Source organism: uncultured Thalassospira sp., assembly GCF_963976115.1.
GTDB lineage: Bacteria > Pseudomonadota > Alphaproteobacteria > Rhodospirillales > Thalassospiraceae > Thalassospira.
This window is the reverse complement of sequence record NZ_CAXBJJ010000010.1, coordinates 122,986-143,133: the sequence shown is the minus strand read 5'-3', so window position 1 is coordinate 143,133 and position 20,148 is coordinate 122,986. Positions and strand designations below refer to the sequence as shown.

Genomic DNA, 20,148 nt, shown 5'->3' with positions numbered 1-20,148 from the left:
CCCCGCCTGCGCGGTTTGCCGACCCCCGAATTGCCTTGTGCAGTTCGGGGGTTTGGTTTTGGGGTGTGGTGAAGCACGACAGGGCGAACAGGGATTGCACGTTTACCGCGATACCCAAAACCCCGGTTCAGGCGTCACGGTGCGGCACGGGGAAGCGTATTATTATTGGCTGGCAACGGCCAGCCGGGTGGCACGAATTTTGGCCCCCCGTCGTTTGCCAAATGTGATCATGGTAATGCCACATACCACCAAACCGGCGCATACCCAGAACACACTATCTGGTTTGGGGCTGGGGGTTGTGGTGAAACGTGCCGCTGCGGCTTCGATGGCCAGCAACACAAATGGCAAAGAACTGGTGGCGAGGATATAGGACTCAATACCTGCCAGTTTGATGGACCGAAGGGTCAACACCATGGCCGGGCCGCGCAACAGGGCACCAATGATCAAACCAGACAGCACGGTTTCGAGGCCAAAGAATTTTTCCAGCGACAGGGACGGCAAATCAATCGGCGAGATGATGCCGATCAGGGGTGGGAAAATCAGAAACATGGCCGACGTGATCAGCAGTAAAACCCCGGTAAAGCGCAAATGCGCCCAACTGTCGCTGACCTGGTTATGCGGGTGTTTTTCCGCAACGACCGAGGATGAAATGGCGGTAACCTCGCTTGCGAGCATCAGCCAGACTGCAGGATTGGTAAAACCGCCGGGCAGGTGAAAAGCCATCCATCCCGCCCCGGTCAGCAACAGGGCATGGCCGATCCATTCGCTTTTATGGGGGGGACGACCTAAAATAAAGGTCGCGGCAAGGGCGGCCATCGGCATGCCGGTTTGTGATAAAATACCGCTTTGCGGGGACGAGATGTAAATCAGCGCTGCTGTCCAGGTTACGCCGGTCAGCACGCGCAAAAAACCGTAAAACCAGTTTACCGGCAGGGTAAATTGCCGCCACGGAATGGGCCGCCCGGGCGACAGCATAATTAATGCCAGTCCGCCAAAGGCCAGTTGCCAGCATGTCATGGCATAGGCATCGGCATTGAATTGAACCAATGCGACCCGGTTGGCAACCAGCAAGCATGCCCATATCAGTGTTGTTAACATCAGCAGCAGTAAAACAGGCATATGAAAAATCTCAAATTTGTATGAACATGCAGAGTATTGCTGTTTCAGAATTGAATATCTATGCTGCTATTTTTGATGCAGCTATTCATTTTTGTATCACCGGTCCATTTTTGCGCACCGTTTGCAAATGGGCGAGCCGTGTACGGGCAGGGAACGACGGCAGATAGAAAACAAAAGGGGGGCAGGACCATGATGCTGGCAGGAAAAACACCGGACTGGGACCATGTTCGCATGTTTCTGGGCATTGCGCGGGCCGGTAGCCTGCGCGCTGCATCGCAGGAAATGGGCATAAGCCAACCCACCGTGGGTCGCCATTTATCCGCCCTTGAGGCCAGCCTTGCCGTCACCCTGTTTGATCGCCTGCCGGAAGGTTTGCGCCTGACCGATGCCGGGCGCGATTTGATGCCGCGTGCCGAAGCCATGGAAACAGCTGCTCTGGCTTTTCACCGCCACGGCGATGCCATTTCGGGTGTGCGCGACCGCCAGGTAAGGCTAACCGCGAGCCCGTGGGCGGCACTGTTTTTGGCTGATGAAATTGGCGCGCGACCGGACGGGTTGTTTTTAGAAATCCGCCAGTCCGACGACACCCAACTTTTAACCAAGCGCGAAGCCGATTTTGCCGTGCGCCACGGCCTGCCGCTGACGGGCGATTTTGTTACACGGCGTCTGGGGTCTATTGCCTGCGCGGTTTACGCTGCCCCGCCTCTGGCAGCCCAAATGCTGGCCCTGACCAGGGATCGTATTTTTATGGATGCGCCCTGGGCCTGCTTTGCCGAGGAATTTGACCTTTATGAAAGTCAGCGCTGGCTTTTGGGGCATTTGGGTGACGCCAAACCGGTGTTTCGCGCGGGCACCACGCCCATGTTGCAACATGCCATACGAAGCGGGGTTGGGGCCGGGATTTTGCCATGTTTTCTGGGCGATGAAGACCCGGGGCTGGTGCGGGTTTCGCAACCGATTGCGGCGCTGAATTCCGACATCTGGTTGATTGTGCATCGCGATTTACGCAAAGCCGAAGGTATTCGCATCGCGGGCGACTGGGTGGCGGACCGCTTTAAAACCCGGCAATTGCGGCTTGGCGGGGCGACAGGTCATGCCAGCCATCAATGTAGCCTGGCATAGTCTGTGCCGCTGGTTTTTGGTGTTGTGCTAACACTATTCTGTCCGGGTAAGCTGTTTATGCCAAAGCTCGTTGATCGAAACTGATCAACGAGTCCCTCAAACTTCTCTGAAGCCCGCGCCAAACGCTTCCGAGCCATCTGTCCTTTGCCGGTAACAGAGGTGTCTCCGAAATCATTCCGGTTGATTGTCCGGATGCTTCATCCTACAGCGTTCTGGTTAACCTTACGGTATCATGCGATGCGGGCAGGGCCGTCATATCTGGCGAAAATTGCGCTGCTTCATTGTGACGGACCCATGGCAAACAGACTGCAAGAGTTTGGACTCCCGGCTATCAATCTGGAAAATAACGGCAGTATTTACGGATAAAAGGCTGCTCACAGGCCGATCACAGAAAGGTGTGGGGCGGGAGATTTTAACGAAAATCAGTAGGCGATATCCATTTATCTATTTGATTTTAAAAATGAATAATATTTTCTTCCGGGGCGGGCAAAGGGCCTGTTCTTATCTTGGGGTACGAAAAGCCACGATTCAGGTATTGTCATCTTACTAATCAGTAAGTAAGTTTTGCCCATGACCCAAAAGACATCGCCCAAAGCCCTCGAAATTATTGATCTTGCGCGTTTGCTGATTGCCAATGGCGGTTACAATGGTTTTAGCTATGCCGATATTGCCAAGGCCCTTGGCGTCACCAATGCCAGCATCCATTACCATTTTCCGGCGAAGGCCGATCTGGTAAAGGCTGTTGTGACCCGGTATCGGGAAGAATCCCGCCGCCAACTTGACCTGGCGGCAGCCGCACATGACGATCCGGTACAGCTTTTGCGGCTTTTTATCCAGTTTTGGGAACATTGCCTGCATGACGGACCGTTGCCGTTTTGCATTTGCGTGATGCTGGCATCTGAATTGCCGTTAATTCCCGATGCTGTTGCCGATGAAGTCCAGGGGCATTTCGACGATTTGTCTGGCTGGCTAACCACGGTAATGGAACGGGCCGACGCCCGGGGCCAGGTCTGCCTGCAGGCCGGTGCAAAGGCTGAGGCGCGGATGCTGATGACGCTGGTTCATGGATCTATGATATCGGCACGGGCCGCCCGTGACCCCGCCTGTTTTGGCGCAACGGCCTGGCCCGCGCTGGAACGATTGTTAATTAACGCCCCCGCCGCCCCGTAAATGTAAACCATCACCAACATGACCTTTCCCGCATTTCAGGTGAAGTGCCTTGAGGGATTGTCAGCCTGATCACGGCTTTTTTTGCGACACAATATTTCTGTCAGCTGGCGTGCCCAATTGACGGGAAAACGAACCTGCCTGCGCCCGTATAACAGCACTTTTTCTGCTGTTTTTAACGCTTCTCCCTCCCCCGTCTCCAATCTACAGGAAGATCACAATGAAACCTTTTATCGCTCTAACCCTGGCCACCCTTGGCATTTCCGTTGCCTTTGCCCCGTTTGCCCATGCCGAGCCCATGCCCGAACGTTTGCGGGGCAGCATTAGCGCGCTTAACCCGCAATCTCTGGTTATCCATACCCGCGAAAACAAGGATATCACTGTCACCCTTGATGATCAGACCCATTATGCTGCTGTGGTTCGCTCCGGCCTCGATAATTTAAAAGAAGGCAGCTATATTGGCACAGCCACCAAAACCATCGGTTCCAAGCTGATTGCATTGGAAGTATCGATATTTCCACCCGAAATGCGCGGTGCCGGTGAAGGCCATTATGCATGGGATAAAATTTCCGACACCACACTTGCCGCCGGTGCCGCCACAGCCAGCGCCATGACCAACGGCAATGTCGCCACCGTTGCCAGTTCGGGTGAAACCGATGTTCACAGTGCCATGACCAATGGCAATGTGTCCATGGCTGCCGCCAAAGGCGGACTTACCGTTTTGAATGTTACCTATAAAGGCGGTGAGCAGACGGTTCTTGTGCCGCCAACAGCCCCAATTGTGGCTTTGCAGGCTGGTACAAAGGCCGACCTGACAACGGGAGCGCGTGTTTTCGTTGTCGCCATTCACGATGGTGAAACCACAACTGCCAAGCTGATTGCCGTTGGCAAGGACGGCGTCATCCCGCCGATGTAAACGGCAAAGGCTTGCCTGAGCGGGTGGGGCTTGTGTGTTGTATCTTATCTTCATGCCCCACCCCCTTACTGGCTGTATGCCGCCGGTCTGATTTTCAAAATGGTGATTTTCATGAAAAATCCTGCACAACCATTGGGGCGACCTGCCCATTCGCTGTCCATTCGCATCATGCACTGGGTAAATGTTTATGCCCTTGGCTGCATGATGTTTAGCGGTTGGGAAATTTACAATGCCTCGCCCGACTTACCGTTTTTGTTTCCCCAATGGGCAACATTGGGCGGGTGGCTGGGCGGTGCACTGGCATGGCATCTTAGTGCCGCGTGGCTGTTGGTAATCAATGGGGTGGCTTATGTGCTTTACGGCATTTTTTCAGGTCACTTCAAACGCAATTTGCAACCGCCATCGCCCAGGGCCTTTTTAAGCGATATGCGGGCAGCGATTTGCCTGCGTTTGCCGCACAAAATCGGCCATTACAATGCTGTTCAGCGCCTGTTTTACGGCGGTGTGATTTGCATTCTGGCGATCGAGGTTTTAACCGGCCTGTCGATCTGGAAGCCGGTGCAGTTTGGCGGGCTGGTTTCGCTATTTGGCGGCTTTGTTCTGGCCCGCAATATTCACCTGGCAATGATGATTTTGATCGTCGGTTTTATCGTTGTTCATCTTGCTTTGGTCGCGATTGTACCGCGCACGCTTGTTTCCATGTTCAAATCTGTTCCGTCTGATCAGCAGGAGGCACATGATGCTTAAAAAGCGTATTAAGCCGGTGATTACGCCAGACGATATTCGTGCCGATCTGGATCGGTTTAGCCGCCGGGCATTTTTGCGCGGGTCACTGTCGCTGGGCGGGCTTGCGATGTTAACCGGGTGTAATTTATCCACCGATAGCGGTGTTGATGCTGCGTTAAAGGCAATCTTGCGGTTTGATGACAAGGTGCAGGCCAAATTATTTGATCCGGCGCGTTTGGCACAAACCTATCCCGCCAGTGCCATTACCGACCCGTTCCGCTTTAATGCCTATTACCCCGATTGGCAGGTGCGCGGCGTTCCGGATGACTGGCGGCTGGAAGTTGCCGGGCAGGTCACCGACAAAAAAGCCTGGACCCTGGATGCCTTGCAAACCCTGCCGCAAGAAAGCCAGATCACCCGCCATATCTGCATTGAAGGCTGGAGCCAGATTGGGCAATGGCGTGGCGTGCCACTTGCGGTGTTTTTGCGCAAAATCGGGGCGGATACGCGGGCGAAATATGTAAAATTCACCTGCTTTGATGATTATACCACCAGCATTGATATGGCGAGCGCCCTGCATCCGCAAACCATTCTGGCACTGGAGTTTATTGGAAAACCGCTAAGCCCGGAATGGGGGGCACCTGTTCGCCTGCGCATCCCCACCAAGCTGGGGTTTAAAAGTGCCAAGAATTTAAGGGTCATCGAAGTCACCAACAGCTTTTCCGGCGGTTATTGGGAAAATCAGGGATATGACTGGTTCGCCGGGGTTTGATTTTGCTGGTAACGGCTTTGCACACAAAAAAGCCGCCCGGCCCGGCAATGCGGGTGGGCGGCAGGCGGGGTAAACGAGCGGTGACAGAGTGCACTGGCGGGATAAGTCGCCCACCAGTGCAAATGCTTTAGTTCTTGATCGTCATGGCAACGGGTTTGGGCGTTGCATGGGTGCTTACCGGCAGGATCGGGTAAACGATCCGGGGTTCTTCACCCGTCAAGGTCCGCAAGAAGGCGGCAATGGCCGAAATTGATTTATCATCAAGTTCGGTGCCCAACTGGCTGGTTGCCATAATGCCAACGGCCTGTTCCAGATCCCAGACCTTGCCGGTATGGAAATAGGGGGCCGTTAGCTCGATATTGCGCAACGGGCCAGCGCGGAAGACATAATCGTCATCGGCAGTCTGGGTGACGGCGAACCGGCCTTTATCGTTGGCCGGTAAAATGTCGGAGCCGGGTTTTTCAACCACGCCAAACGGATAATAGCCGTTACCACCCACATTCACGCCATTATGGCACGAGGCACAGCCGCTATCCATAAACAGGGCAAGGCCTTCTTTTTCCTGATCGCTGAGGATCACGTCATTGCCTTCAAGGAACTGGTCAAAACGGGATGTCGGGGTGATCAGCGTGGCTTCAAAGGCTTCAATCGCTTTGGCCATGTTATCAAACGTTACCGGGTCGGCTTCGCCGGGAAAGGCTTTTTTGAAATGCTCGATATAGTCGGGCATGCTTTTTAGCGTGGTTACAACCCGTTCCGGGGTGCTGGCCATTTCAACACCGGCCTGAACCGGGCCTTTGGCCTGTGCCTTAAGGTCGGCGGCACGGCCATCCCAGAACTGGGCAATGTTGAAAACGGCATTAAATACGGTCGGCGAATTGCGCGGGCCTTTTTGCCAGCCATGGCCGATCGACGTTTCAAGGTTATCGTCACCGCCCATGCCCAGATTGTGGCAGGTGTTGCACGAAATCAGCGCACTGGATGAAATGCGGGGTTCAAAAAACAGCATTTTGCCCAGTTCGACTTTTTCATGGGTAACGGCATTGCCTTTAACCGCCGGAACAGCCGACGGAATCACTTCAAAATAATCACCTGCGGCTTTGCGCAGGGCAGCATTATCGACCTTGTCGGCGGCAAGGGCGCTGGTCACAAATCCGATGCACAGGGCGCTAGCCCCCAGCAACCGGACGAAGCTACGGGTGGTGTTCATGATGGTCCCCTCTCTCATATGCGAGTGGCGTCACATCATCACTGTAACCCGCTGAAAACCATGATTTATGTCAAAAATCTAATTTAATTAATATTGATATAAAATATATTACCCTGGTTGCTTTGAAGGGCGTTAAATATGCGTTTGCAGTGCGGTTCGCAGCCTTCCCCCTGAAGGGCGAGATCAGGTCTCGATAGTCCCTGTCGGAATTTCGTATGTGGTTTCCCGGTCAAAAATCTGGTCGGTCAGGCTTTGGGCAATAACCGGTGCCAAAATAAAACCGGGATGGGCAAGTGCAAGAAACAGGTTTTCAACATTTTTCAAACGCCCAACCCGTGCCCGGCCATCGGTGCTGTCGGGCCTGTTGCCCACATTTACCGATATGATACGCGGGTTTTTGACCTGGCGAAAAACGCTGCAAACAGATGCCAGTGTCTGATCGGCCAAGTGTTGCAAAGCGTTTGACGCCGGATTTTCCGGCATGTCTTCGGCAATGATGAACAGGTCTTTTTCAAGTTGGCGAATTTCAAGTTCCGGGCCGCACAAAACACCTTGAAACCCGGGAATTTCCGCCTGTATCGTGATCAGGACGGCAGGCGAAGATATGATGCCGTGATGATTGCCAAAGGGTGAAACCAGCGCAATGCTATCCGTGCCTGATGCAACAATAACCATATCGGTTGCCAGTTCCGTGCCATTTAGCACAATCGCGCGCGCCTGATTGTTTTGCACCACAATCTGGTCGACGTTTTGACCGAAAATCATCTCTGCACCACGATCGCAAAGGGCCTTGCGATAATGTTCAAGGACGTGGCGTGGATGCAGCGCAAAATCGTCGGGGGAATAGGCGGCACATTCGGGCGGATGAACAATGAAGGGGGCAAGCATGGCAAATTCAGTGCGGGTTACTGCACGTGTGGAGGTGCCTTGCTGCTGGTGTCGGCTGGCCAGATCAAAGGTCTGTGCGGCATTTTTTGTCCATAGAAGGGAACCGGTTGCCGGGGGAAAAAGCATGCCGTCAAAGTCTTTGTTCAGCGCTTGGTAACGATCAAATGCGGCGCGGCAATAGCGGTGCACAGAAAGATCGTCGGCGGGGTCGCGGGTGATATAATTGATCCAGCCAAAAGACCGGCCACTGACCCCGCATCCCGGTGTGTCGTGGCGATCGACCAGCCGCACAGATGCCCCGGCACGGGCCAGGAAAAAGGCCGTTGTGATGCCAACAATACCCGCACCGATCACGGTTACATGGGGGGTGGTCACCATTGTGTTCCCTGTTGTGGCCCGTTGGTGCCGGGAAAAGGAGCGGGCGGGGCGGATGCAAAGGGCGCAATGTGACACCCTTTGCACTTTTGCATTCCTTGTAATCCCTGGATCATCGCACCAGATTACAGCAGCTTTTCCTTGGGATCAAATTTCGGTCCCGGTTCAGCCGACAGCTTTTCAAACACGCCTTCGAGCGTATCGGTCACTGAATAGAGCTGGCGGTTGCTGGGCCGTGCAAAGCCATCCTCGATGATGCCTTCGATCATCGCCAGGCATTTGTCCCAGTACCCCAGTGCGTTTAAAAACACCAATGGCTTGTCGTGAATGCCAAGCTGGCGCAGGGTTAATGCCTCGAACGCTTCATCAAGGCTGCCCAGCCCGCCTGCCAGTGTGACAAAGGCGTCGGAACGGCGGAACATTTCCACCTTGCGCTCGTACATTGACTTGCACACAATCAGTTCCGAAAGACCGGTATGGCCGACTTCAATGTCGTCAAGATGGGCGGGAATAATGCCGACAACCTTGCCGCCGTTTTTCATCACCGCATCGGCAACCGCGCCCATAAGGCCAATGCGCCCGCCGCCGTAAACCAGGGTAATGCCGCGTTCGGCCATCATTTTGCCAAAGGCGATGGCGTTTTCCTTGTGTTGCGGGTTCACACCATTCGATGCACCGCAAAACACACAAATCGAGTTTATTTTCGTCATGACGGCCTGCCTTGTTGTTATCTTGTTGCAGGAAAGGATGCGTTAAAACCGGCAACGGTTTCAATGACCCTTTCATCCCCAGCTTAGCGTATGATATGCCTGCGCCGTCAATGATATCTTGATGTCAAAACCGGTTTTGATGACAGGCAGGGGGCCGGTGATGTTGCAATGCGCCATTTTGCGCAATGTCCTGCGCAGCCCGATTTGTGCCGCAATATGTCGTATTGTGGCGATCTCGCATTGTGCTTTCCTCTGACAGGGGCCGGTACTGTTGGAATATGAAAAGATGTACAACAATAAAGGCAGGTTCATACAGCGTGTTTGTCGATAGCCCATTCTGGTTTGCCATCCTTGTTTCCGGCATTATTACGGCAGTGTTGATGCTTGCCCTTTGGCTGGGGCTGGATCGCGCTGTGGCGCGGCGCATGGCCTTGTCGGCGATTATTCCCGCCATTCTGGTTGCGGTGCCTGCGGCCGTTGGTTTGCCTGAAGGTATGCGGGGCGGCGCCGGTGCGGTTTTAACCGTGATCCTGATCGGGGGGCTTGCCGGGATCATGATCGATGTGGCCCGTTTTTCGGTCCGCATCGCATCGGTTTTGGCGTGCGTTATTCTTGTCGGGGGCGGTTGGCTGGTTCTGGGCGACGATGTTAGCGGGACAGCGGCTTTGTTAGGGCAACTGACATTGCCAGGAACGGCGCATGTGGTTTCGGTGCTGGCATGGGCCGGATATTTGGCTGTGGCCCTGGTGCTGGCCTATGTGACCCTGCCCGATTTTGCCGCCGATGCCGCCGAGGATAGCGGCAAAACAACGAAGAAAACCAAAGCCAAAACAACAAAAATAACATCAACACGCAAAAACAAATCGGTCAGCAGCGATGCTGATGGTGGCGATCGTGGGCCGGGTGCGTTGTCGGTATTTTTCGCTCTGGTGTTTGGCATGGGCATTATTGCTGTGCAATTTGGCCTGCGGGATTTGAAAATCCTGCATGGGGCAATGGCAATTGCCTTGCTGATTGCCCTGATCTCGGAAAAGGCCGCGCCGCAATATCGCGCAGCGGTCTGGTTGTCGATGGTGGGGGCCATTATGGTGGCGGGCGCAACGGCAATTTTGCGTGCACCGGCCAGTCTGGTTGCCCATGCGGTGCTGGTTCTGGTGATGTTTTCCGGGACCGGAACCATCTTGTTGCATCGTGTCTTGCGCCTGGACCGGGTTGCCGCCAGCGGCACAAAGGGGGGCAGCAGCCGTGAAGCCGGTATTTTGTGGGCTGGAAGTGCGGTGGTGCGCGTGCTGGTTCTGGCCTTGCCGGTTGGCATGGCCGCCCTTGTTGCCTTTATCGGCGCTGCAATGACGGCACCCTGATAAGGTTTTTCGGTAATCCCCCCTGTTTATTGCGGGTGATGGTCATCACATGCATACTTGACGGGCATAAATACCGATTGGTAGGCCCAAAACAGGGCCGTTGAAGTGCAATTTGACGCATTTCCAACAGCTTGATGCATTTCCGGCTTTGTTACGGTATGGAAACTGTGCGATGAAAGTAGTACAAGTTTCCAATAAGCGTGTCGGGGGTGGGGACCGGATTGGATTTTTCATGATGCAAAGCCGCATATTGATGCAATTCTGACCTTCGGCGAATAAAAGACAACCATCGTTCAAGGATATTTTCCGGTGAAACGACCTTATATCCTCGTCATTATCGGCGTTTTGCTGATCATTGCTGCCATTGTGCTAAATTATACGCTGACCGGGTCAGACGATGACGCCGACGTTGTATCGTCATCTTCGGCACCTGCTGATACCGGCACGACACCTGCGGCTGATCCCGCGCCGCAAACCGGCGAAAAAGCCAAAGACACCACAGACAGCAATGCCCCTGATGTCATCGATCCCAGCTTTGATGTTGTGCGTGTCAGCCCGGATGGTAATTCGGTTATTGCCGGGCGTGCCGAACCCAACACCAGGGTTCGGGTACGTGAAGGCAAGGACGTGATCGGGGAAGCCACGGCCGATAACCGCGGTGAATGGGTGATTTTGCCGGAAAAACCGCTGGAACCGGGGGATCGTGAATTATCGGTTGAAAGCGAAGACAAGGACGGCAAGGTTCAGTCGGGCAATGAAGATGTGGTTGTGCTGATCCCGGAAAATCCGGCAACTGAAACCACGGCACCGATGGTTGCACAAAAAAGCGAGACTGCCGAACCGGAAGCAAAATCTGACAAGCAGCCGATTATCGCCCTTCGTGTTCCGTCACAAGGTGAAGGACCGACAACCGTGTTGCAGGGACCTGGGGCCGTTGCGGAAAACAAGGAAATCGCGAAGGCCGCCAATCAGGCCGCAAAGGATGCCGGCCAGCCTGAAATTGCATCGTCAATGCCGCGTCTGAGTGTGGGTGTGGTTGATTATGATGACAAAGGTCAGGTTGCGATGTCGGGCGATGCTGATCCTGATCATGATATTCGCGTTTATCTGGACAATAAATTTGTCGGCACGGCCCCGACCGATCCCAAAGGCGACTGGTCGATGACGCTGGGTGCTGATATTGACCCCGGGCAGTATAAATTACGTGCGGACGAAGTTGACAAAAAAGGCAAGGTTGTTGCCCGTGTCGAGCTGCCGTTTGAACGTGCCGATGTCAAAAAGGCCATGGAACCGGGCAAACGATATGTGGTGCAGCCGGGCAACAGCCTGTGGCGGATCGCGCGGCGTACCTATGGTAATGGTATTCAATACTGGGTGATTTATCATCGCAACGAAGATCAGATCCGCGACCCGGACCTGATCTATCCAGGCCAGATTTTTGCCCTGCCGGAAGAAAAAACATCCAACTGATCAATTGATTTAGGCCGCAATACAGCGATTTTCCGTATTGCGGCCTTGCCGTGCCATCGATTTTAGCAAATTGGCTCCTATATGCAGCGGGAGAAGGGGGTGGCGGCCCTTGTTCGATGTTGCTGACTTTTGGGCATCGATTGTGCCGGCCCAGGCTTTGTTACCGGGATCGTGACGGATAAATGCCTGCCGGTTTGGTGCAGATTGGATGGTGAATTGCTGTTGCCCTGGTGACGTGCCACAGTGCGATGACAGTTTGTTAAACTGGCCCGGCTGGAAACGCCGCCTGATTGTTAACGGGTCCCGTCGCGGGGTATATTTGCCGCCGCTGGACCGCCAAAACCGGGTGATCTGATCAACAATAGGGTCAATGATCCGATTTATGGTGAAAAAAGCACCATTGGATGATCCCCCTTGTTGAAGGGAAAGGATCGCCAATGATAAGAACATGCCAGACGTACCACTGATTGGGGCGTCGCATTGCAACCAGGGAAGATAACTTTGAAATCCGTTCTTGTGCCGATCAATTCCGAAGGCTGGAAATTTATTGCGATTTTCGCCGCTGTGACCGTGATCCTGTTTCTGATCGCCCAGCCATTGGGGTGGATTGGCGTGATCCTGACCTTGTGGTGCGCCTATTTCTTCCGCGATCCTGACCGGGTGACGCCGATTGGCGATGATCTGGTGATTGCACCGGCCGATGGCCGCATTTGCATGATTTCGCAGGCTCCGTTGCCCAAAGAACTGGAACTTCAGGACCAGTCGCCGCGCACCCGTGTTTCGATTTTCATGAATGTGTTTAACGTTCACGTCAACCGTTCGCCGATCAATGGTGAAATTGTTGGCGAAGCCTATGTGCCGGGCAAGTTTGTCAATGCAGAGCTTGATAAGGCGTCCGAACATAACGAACGTCAGATTTTGCTTGTGCGCGACAAGGATGGCCGCGAATTTGGCGTGGTTCAGATTGCCGGTCTGGTGGCACGGCGTATTTTGTGTGATGTTGGCCGTGGCTCCATCCTTAAGGCCGGGGAACGTTTTGGTCTGATCCGGTTTGGCTCGCGCGTTGATGTTTATCTTCCGGCTGGCGTCGAGCCCAAGGTCTGTGTGGGACAATTGACGGTGGCAGGTGAAACCGTGCTGGCAGATGTTTCCGAAACAACAGCGGTTCCGGCAACCGGGGAGATCCGTTAATGGCCTATGGTCCTGATCGCAAACGGCCCCGGCGTTTCAAGGCATTGTCCCTGTCACGTCTGATCCCCAATGTCGCAACCCTTATGGGGATGTGCGCCGGGTTGACATCTATCCGGTTTGCCATGCAGGACCATTGGGAAGCCGCCGTAACCGCCATTCTGATTGCGGGCATCATTGACGGGTTGGATGGGCGTTTGGCCCGCATGTTAAACGCATCCAGCCGTTTTGGTGCGGAACTTGACTCCCTGTCGGACTTTGTCTGCTTTGGTGTGGCACCGGCTCTTCTGATGTATTTCTGGTCGCTTCATCAGTTAGGGCCGATTGGCTGGGCCTTGTGCCTGTTATTTGCTGTTTGCATGTCGTTGCGGCTGGCACGGTTTAACACCCAGATGCTGGGCGAACCGGAAATGCCCACCTGGGCCTACCGGTTTTTCACCGGGGTTCCGGCCCCGGCCGCGGCGGCCCTGTCGATGTGGCCGATGGTGTTAAGCTTTCAGTTCGGTGCCTATGTTTTTAACAGCCCGTTTATTACCGCACCCTATATCGTGCTGATAGCTGTGCTGATGGTGTCAAGAATGCCGACATTCAGCTTTAAAAAGGTCAAGGTCCCGCGTGCCTGGGTGTTACCGTTGATGTTGGCATTCGGCGCATCGGTGGCCTTTCTGGTATCATCGCCATGGTTGACTTTGTCGGTCATTGCCGGGGTTTATTTTGCCACGTTTTTCTTCAGCTTCCGGTCCTATCGCCGGATGGGCGTTGAACAGCAACAACGCCAGGATGAACCCGAGGAAGAAGAAGATCTGGGTCAGCCCGATGATGACCCCGAAGACGGATTGAACCGCGTTCACCAGAACTGATAACATTGGCAACAGCCTGTATTATCAGGCCCTGTTGTAGAAATTGACGTTATTCTGACGAAAAGGCCAGCCGCTTGAAACGGTTGGTCTTTTTGCTTTGGCAATGCAAGAGGGTTATGTGCTGTCTGCCGGGCTGGGAATCAGCACATTTACCGTTTAGAACGGCGAATTGGGCTGCGACAGTCGGGCTGCTAAAATACCCTTTAGAATGTCGTTATATCGCGGGCGGTCTTTTGGGGGGATCCATGCCTTATAATATTGTGTCCAGGGCATGTCGGGATATGCATCCAGAATGTTATTCACCGCATCAATTACCTGTTTGCCTTGCCTGTTTTTGGGGCACCCCATTGTAGCGCTGACAAAGGGGGGCATATTGGCAATCGGCAGCGATATAATCTCGCTGTTGTAATTGCTTTGGCGAAGGTGATATTCGGCCTCGTCGGGCAGGTACATCACCCAGTCCAACCGGTCGATTTCCAGCAACTGAATGAATTTGTCATCACTGCCGACGGTGATGATATTGGGTCGGCTCAGATACTGGCTAACGATATCATCAATATATTGCCCATAGGATCGTCCCTGACGAATGGCTGTGATGATACCATTATTGGCCAGCAGGCGGTTGATATCGATTTCGTTTTTGTCATTCAGATAAGGTCTGAAAACGGGCATTTTCTGCGCCAGGATAACCACCGATGGCGGCAGGCTGATCAAAATCGGCTTGGCAAAATAGATATATTCTTTGCGCCTTTCGGTTGGGATCAACGTAAGTGAACAGTGCAATTCCGGGCTGCGCATTTCAGCCAGAAGGCGGGCAAGAGGCACTGTTTTGACGATGTGATGATATTGCGGCAGGCGGTCAATCAGCCAGTTTTGCGTTTGGGTTGCATATCCCTGAAGGGTGTTGTTCTGTTCGATATAAGCCGGTGGAAAAGACGAATACGTCCATGTGATGTCCGGGGCAGCGGCGGTGCCTTGCGTTCCGGCCATCCAGAACAGAACGGTCATAAAACAGGCTGTTATGGCGCGGCCACGCATCCCAGTTTCTATTGCCATGACGATCAGGTCCCCTGTTGATCGATCAACCCGTGTTTTGCATTTTGATCCTGACGAATTTCTATTCCTTGGTATAGATTAATTCGACCTTGGTGATAAAAAAGCTGCCCTTTTTGCAGGGGCAGCTTTTTCTTTTGGGAACGTTAATCAGATCAGCGTTTCAGATAGGTCGGACCATCAGAGGGTGGCAGGCTTTTCTTTGCGCGCCAGCGCCGCCACACCTGGCCGGATTTTGCAATCATGAGCAAGGAACATGGCGTAAACACCAGGGTCAGCGCGGTTGCAAAGGTCAGGCCAAAGGCGATAGAGGTTGCCAATTGGACCCACCACTGGGTGGAGGGGGCACCTATGGAAAACTCGCGGGTCATAAAGTCGATATTGATTTGTAAGACCATCGGCACCAGTCCAAGAATGGTTGTGACCGTGGTCAGCATGACCGGGCGCAAACGTTGTGCACAGGTTTGTAAAATGGCGTCCTCGATACTGTCCGCCGTTAGTTTCAAGCGGTCATAGGTATCGATCAGAACAATGTTGTTGTTCACCACAATTCCGGCCAGCGCAACAATACCAATGCCGTTCATAACAATGGAAAAGGCCTGCCCGGTTAACAGCAACCCGCCCAAAACCCCGGCGGTCGACATAATGATCGCCACCATGATCAAAAGGGAACTGGTGATCGAGTTAAACTGTGTGACCAGAATGATAAACATGATGAACAGCGCCACCGAGAAGGCGTTTTTCAAAAAGTCTGCCGATTTTTGTTGTTCTTCGTCCTGGCCTTTGAATTCAACACTCACCCGCGGGTCAATATCGAGGGTTTTTAACCACTGTTTGACCTCCTGGACCTTGGTGTCGACCAGAACACCTTCGGTCACATCGGCCTTGACGGTAAGTGCACGGCGACTGTCGACCCGGTGCAGGGTGCCGGTTTTGGGCTCGGCGGTGCGGGTAATAAAGTTTGACAACGGCACCAGTCCCTTGTCGGTCACAATCTGCAATCGTTGCAATTCTTCCAGGGTGCGGCGGTTTTGCGGGAACCGGCCGACAATGTCGATTTCCTCGGTCGAATCATCGGGGCGATAGGTGGAAAACTTGATGCCGTTGGTTACCAGTTTTACGGCATTGCCAATCGAGGTAATGTCGGCACCAAATTTCAAGGCCTGTGCACGGTCCACCTTGTATTCCCAGTCAATGCCAGGGGGGGATTTGCCATCTTCAAAATTGTAAAGGCCGCCCAGCTTGTGTAAACCGGCAATGATTTTGGCCGATGTGACATCCAGAATATCCGGGTAGTGTGATCGCAACTGAATTTGAACATCCTTGCCTTGCGGCGGGCCTGCTTCGGCGGCACGGATTTCGACCTGAATCCCGGCAAGGTCACGCGTGGCCTCGAGAATTTTATGTTCAATTTCCTTGGCCCTGGGCCGTACTTTCCAATCGGCATATTCCAGCTGGATCACACCAATCACGTCTTCAGGGGCATCATCGCCGCTTTGGGCAGAGGTGCCCGCGCGGCTATAGACTGTATCAAACCAGTGATGGCCGCTTTCAGATTGGTCATCAAGTGCCAGAATGCGGTTTTCAACCTGATGCACCAGCGCATCCTGTTCGTAATAGGACAAATTTCCCCGAGCGCGAATTTGCACTGCGGCCTGTTCAGGTTCGACCGATGGGAAAAATTCAAACCCCTTGCCGTATTGTCCAAATGCCGCCCAAACCGCAATCAGGATGACAAAGGCCAGTGGAATGATCAGCCAGTAAACCCGCAGGGACGCCTGCAGAATGCGAATGTAAAAACCGGTGCCGCCGGTCAGTTTTTCCAGCTTGTCGGTTTCACCAGCGGCGACGGCGTCGAGGGCATCATTGGCGGCCATGCCCGGTTTGCCAAACCGCGCGCCGACGGTTGGTACAAAAATAAGGGCCATGGCCAGCGACGCGGTTAACGTAAACAGCACCGTGATGGGCAGAAATTTCATAAAATCGCCGACCACATCGGGCCAGAAGGCAAGGGGCAAAAAGGCCGCCAATGTGGTTGCGGTCGAGGCAATGATGGGCATGGCCATGCGTTTGGCCGCCAAAGGATAGGCCTGCTTGCGGTGTAAACCGTCCAGCATTTTGCGATCGGCATATTCGGTGACCACAATCGCCCCATCCACCAGCATGCCCACAGAAAGGATCAGCGAGAACAACACAACGATATTTACCGTCATGCCCAATCCCCACAAAATCAGGATCGCGGTCAGGAATGATCCGGGAATGGCCAGCCCCACCAACAGACCCGAGCGCCATCCCAGCGACCAGATCACCACCACCATCACCAGCAAAATCGCCAGAATGACACTGTTTTGAAGATCGGTCAGCATGGTGCGGATATCGGATGATTTGTCCTGTGAATAGGTAACTTTTACGGTTTCCGGGTATGTTTGGGCGGCTTCGGCGGTCACCGCCTTAACGTTGTCGATGACAGCAATGATGTTTTCGCCAACCCGCTTGGAAACCTCGATGGCAATGGCAGTGCGCCCGTTAAGGCGGGCAAAACTGGTGGCATCTTTGAAGGTGCGATGGACGTCGCCAATATCGCGAAAGCGGATCACCGAATCCCCGTCGACCAGCAGCGGCATGTTTAAAATGTCGTCGACACTTTCAAACAGGCCTGGCACCTTGATGTTAAACCGCCCGGCACCGGTATCAAGCGCGCCCGCCGCAACCAGCGAGTTGGAATTGCGCACAAGTGACACAATGTCGATCCCTCTGAGGCGATAGCTCTGGATTTTCATCGGGTCGATGACAAATTCCACCAGTTCTTCACGGTTCCCGGCCAGATTGGCCTCTAGCACCGCAGGCACCCCTTCGATATCGTCTTTCAGGTTCCGCGCCAGGCGCAACAAGGTGCGTTCAGGCACCTCGCCAGACAGGGTGACGACCAGTACAGGAAACAGCGACAGGTTTACTTCGTGAACTTCGGGGTCGTCGGTATCGTCGGGCAGGTCGGATTTGGCAATATCAACCCGTTCGCGGACATCGGCCAGGGCATCGTCGATATTGATGTCGCTGTAAAATTCCAGTGTTACCGACGCACCGCCCTGATAGGCCTGCGATCGCATTTCCTTCACACCTTCAATGGTGCGCAGTTCCTGTTCCATCGGGCGCAGCAACAGGCGTTCGGCATCCTCGGGGGAAATACCGTCATGGTTCATTAAAACATACAGGATCGGAATTTGAATATCCGGGTCGGCTTCCTTGGGAATTGCGTTATAGCCAACCCAGCCCGCGACCAGCAACAGGATCAGTGTCATTATGACGGTGCGGGACCGGTCCAGCGCAAGATCAATAAGAGACATGGTGTTGTTTCCTCTGCGCTTGCAAACTAGTTGCCAGCATTTTGCGGCTGTTGCGCGGAACTGGCGGGCGTTTGGGCCGGTGCATCTGGTGTATTTGGCGCCGTTGCTGTTTCACCGGGTTGACGGGCACTGGTCGGGACATGGTCGATGCGGTCTATCGTTACCTTTGTGCCTTCCTTCACCCAGTCTTGCCCCACAACGATCAGATCGATCTGGTCGGGAAGACCGGTAATCCACACATGGTCGCGGTCACCGCCGCGCAGGGCCACGGGGTAAAATACCACCTGGCCGTTTTCCACACCGCGCACCCCCAGTTCGCCGTTATCATTTAACGTCAGTGAGGATGATGAAATCTGATGTGCCTTTTTCGTGCCAACCGGAATAACCAGCTCTGCTGTCATGCCGTCGACAATGGCCAAATTGGCGTTTTCCAGTTCTACCTCGATCCGGTAGGTGCGGGTTTGGCTGTCGCTGGCAATGGCGGTATAGCGCACAACCCCTTGCCGGATACTGCCATCAAACAGGCGGACATGGGCCATTTGGCCGACATCAAGCTGGCTAATGGAATGTTCGGGTACATAGGCAACCACCAGCATCGGGTCGGGCTGGATCACGGTGGCGATGGTATCGCCAATTGAAACCAGGTTGCCCATTTCGGCCGCGCGGGTTTCGATGACGCCATCAAACGGGGCGCGAATGGTGGTTTGTGACAATTCAACTTCGATGGCTTTTAAATCGGCGCGGGCTTCTTCCAGCTCTGCCTTCGATTGTGCCAGCCCGGTTTTGGACCGGTAATCTTTTTTTGCCAAACTTATTGCGCCGTCATATTGCAGGGCGCGCTGATCGACCAGGGCACGCGCCTTTTCGAGGCGGGCGGGGCGGTCATCGGCGGCAAGGCGCACCAGAACATCGCCTTTTTTAACCCGCACGCCTTTTTCTACGCCAATTTCCACGACGCGCGATGATGTTTGGGCGCGAATGTCGGATTTAACGGCGGCTTCGGTGCTGCCGGTCAGGATCATTTCATCAACATGGTTCTGCGCGTGCGATGCCATAACCCTGACAGAGGGGGCTGGTTCGTTCGGGGCGGTATCATTACCGGCCTTGGGGCCATCTGTGGTGGCGGCACCCTTGTTCCCTGCTTCGGGGTCGGGGGCCTCGCCGGGCAGCATGCTTGAGCCAATCCACAAAACAGCGCCAACAATCAGCGCAATCGCGATCAAACGTGAAGCATTCATTGGTTTCGCGTTCCTAAAAGATCTGTGCCTAAGTTCTATCGGTTGCCATTTTTATGTTGCGCAGTTTTATCTGGTCAGGATGCGCGCGAACGGCGTTTACGGATGTCAGCCAAAAACGGCTGTTTGTTTTTTACAATGAAGTCCAGGGTTGCCCGACAAATTGCATCGCCCAAGCCGTTGAGGAACACGCAGCCTGCGGTGTTGTCAGCGTCTTTTTGCGACGATAAAATACGTTCCAGCATTACTTCCTGCCGGGTGGCATATTCGTCGATCAGGGCTTCGCAAAGTTCCACCGGAAGCTCGTCGGCAAAAGACAGCATGAATAAAATGTCAGACCGGTAACGATCCTCGCCGGGCTGTGTTTGGAACAGGGTGCGCAAAAAGCGGCGTCGCCCTTCCGGGGTCAGGTGGTAAACTTTTTTGTCGGGCCGGTTTTCCTGCTCCTGTTCGGTGAAGGTTACCAGGCCGTCCTGGCTGAGCTTGGTCAGGGCAGGGTAGATCGAGCCCAGCGATGCCATTTGAAAAAAGCTGAACTCGCCCTCTTCAAACATTTTGCGGATTTCATAGCCGCTGGCATCACCCGCCATCAGGGCGCCAAGACATAGCGAACGCATATCCATCGTTGTATC

General features: G+C 54.0%; 17 protein-coding genes. 9 read left to right on the top strand and 8 right to left on the bottom strand.

The genetic code is table 11. From position 1 onward, the window contains the following. Positions 1-162: 162 nt before the first annotated feature. Positions 163-1,119 (bottom strand): EamA family transporter, encoded by a 957-nt coding sequence (locus AAC086_RS14770; protein ID WP_339779705.1) that lies wholly within the window; start codon positions 1,117-1,119, stop codon positions 163-165. A 189-nt stretch (positions 1,120-1,308) separates the two neighbouring features. Between AAC086_RS14770 and AAC086_RS14765 the strand changes: the two genes are divergently transcribed. The 5 genes from AAC086_RS14765 (at position 1,309) to AAC086_RS14745 (ending at position 5,822) form a co-directional block, all read left to right on the top strand. Further along, a complete protein-coding gene (locus AAC086_RS14765; RefSeq protein ID WP_339779703.1) occupies positions 1,309-2,241 on the top strand; it encodes a LysR family transcriptional regulator in 933 nt (310 codons plus the stop codon). Positions 2,242-2,811: 570 nt separating this feature from the next. Beyond that, complete coding sequence (locus AAC086_RS14760; protein WP_339779702.1) at positions 2,812-3,411, top strand: TetR/AcrR family transcriptional regulator; 600 nt, start codon at positions 2,812-2,814, stop codon at positions 3,409-3,411. A 217-nt stretch (positions 3,412-3,628) separates the two neighbouring features. After that, positions 3,629-4,324: a hypothetical protein gene (locus AAC086_RS14755; protein ID WP_339779701.1), complete on the top strand. Its 696-nt coding sequence runs from the start codon at positions 3,629-3,631 to the stop codon at positions 4,322-4,324. Between the two features lie 111 nt (positions 4,325-4,435). After that, complete coding sequence (locus AAC086_RS14750; RefSeq protein WP_339779700.1) at positions 4,436-5,071, top strand: cytochrome b/b6 domain-containing protein; 636 nt, start codon at positions 4,436-4,438, stop codon at positions 5,069-5,071. Beyond that, the gene (locus AAC086_RS14745) at positions 5,061-5,822 is read left to right on the top strand and encodes a molybdopterin-dependent oxidoreductase (protein WP_339779698.1); all 762 of its coding nucleotides are present in this window, start codon (positions 5,061-5,063) and stop codon (positions 5,820-5,822) included. The genes AAC086_RS14750 and AAC086_RS14745 overlap by 11 nt, the downstream gene beginning before the upstream one ends. Before the next feature lie 127 nt (positions 5,823-5,949). Here the strand turns inward: AAC086_RS14745 and AAC086_RS14740 are convergent, their stop codons facing one another. From AAC086_RS14740 to AAC086_RS14730, 3 genes are all read right to left on the bottom strand, one after another. After that, complete coding sequence (locus AAC086_RS14740) at positions 5,950-7,032, bottom strand: cytochrome-c peroxidase (RefSeq protein WP_339779696.1); 1,083 nt, start codon at positions 7,030-7,032, stop codon at positions 5,950-5,952. 183 nt (positions 7,033-7,215) lie between these two features. Then, positions 7,216-8,298: an FAD-dependent oxidoreductase gene (locus tag AAC086_RS14735; protein WP_339779695.1), complete on the bottom strand. Its 1,083-nt coding sequence runs from the start codon at positions 8,296-8,298 to the stop codon at positions 7,216-7,218. A gap of 122 nt (positions 8,299-8,420) precedes the next feature. After that, on the bottom strand, positions 8,421-9,005 hold the full coding sequence (locus tag AAC086_RS14730) for a TIGR00730 family Rossman fold protein (protein ID WP_339779694.1): 585 nt from the start codon (positions 9,003-9,005) through the stop codon (positions 8,421-8,423). 317 nt (positions 9,006-9,322) lie between these two features. Here AAC086_RS14730 and AAC086_RS14725 point away from each other — a divergent pair, with 317 nt between their 5' ends. From AAC086_RS14725 to pssA, 4 genes are all read left to right on the top strand, one after another. After that, on the top strand, positions 9,323-10,366 hold the full coding sequence (locus AAC086_RS14725; protein ID WP_339779693.1) for a hypothetical protein: 1,044 nt from the start codon (positions 9,323-9,325) through the stop codon (positions 10,364-10,366). 309 nt (positions 10,367-10,675) lie between these two features. Next, positions 10,676-11,836, top strand: coding sequence for an Ig-like domain-containing protein (locus AAC086_RS14720; RefSeq protein WP_339779691.1), 1,161 nt, complete (start codon positions 10,676-10,678; stop codon positions 11,834-11,836). Between the two features lie 501 nt (positions 11,837-12,337). Beyond that, entirely contained in the window at positions 12,338-13,027 is a 690-nt protein-coding gene (locus AAC086_RS14715; protein WP_339779689.1) for a phosphatidylserine decarboxylase, read from the top strand. Beyond that, the gene (pssA, locus tag AAC086_RS14710; protein WP_339779688.1) at positions 13,027-13,884 is read left to right on the top strand and encodes a CDP-diacylglycerol--serine O-phosphatidyltransferase; all 858 of its coding nucleotides are present in this window, start codon (positions 13,027-13,029) and stop codon (positions 13,882-13,884) included. Before AAC086_RS14715 ends, pssA begins: the two co-directional genes overlap by 1 nt. A gap of 156 nt (positions 13,885-14,040) precedes the next feature. On the opposite strand, the gene AAC086_RS14705 is transcribed toward pssA, so the two are convergent. From AAC086_RS14705 to AAC086_RS14690, 4 genes are all read right to left on the bottom strand, one after another. Next, entirely contained in the window at positions 14,041-14,940 is a 900-nt protein-coding gene (locus AAC086_RS14705; protein ID WP_339779687.1) for a TIGR02285 family protein, read from the bottom strand. Between the two features lie 152 nt (positions 14,941-15,092). Next, entirely contained in the window at positions 15,093-18,281 is a 3,189-nt protein-coding gene (locus tag AAC086_RS14700) for an efflux RND transporter permease subunit (protein ID WP_339779686.1), read from the bottom strand. Between the two features lie 26 nt (positions 18,282-18,307). Beyond that, on the bottom strand, positions 18,308-19,519 hold the full coding sequence (locus AAC086_RS14695) for an efflux RND transporter periplasmic adaptor subunit (protein ID WP_339779685.1): 1,212 nt from the start codon (positions 19,517-19,519) through the stop codon (positions 18,308-18,310). 74 nt (positions 19,520-19,593) lie between these two features. Further along, positions 19,594-20,139: a PadR family transcriptional regulator gene (locus AAC086_RS14690; protein ID WP_339779684.1), complete on the bottom strand. Its 546-nt coding sequence runs from the start codon at positions 20,137-20,139 to the stop codon at positions 19,594-19,596. Positions 20,140-20,148: the final 9 nt, after the last annotated feature.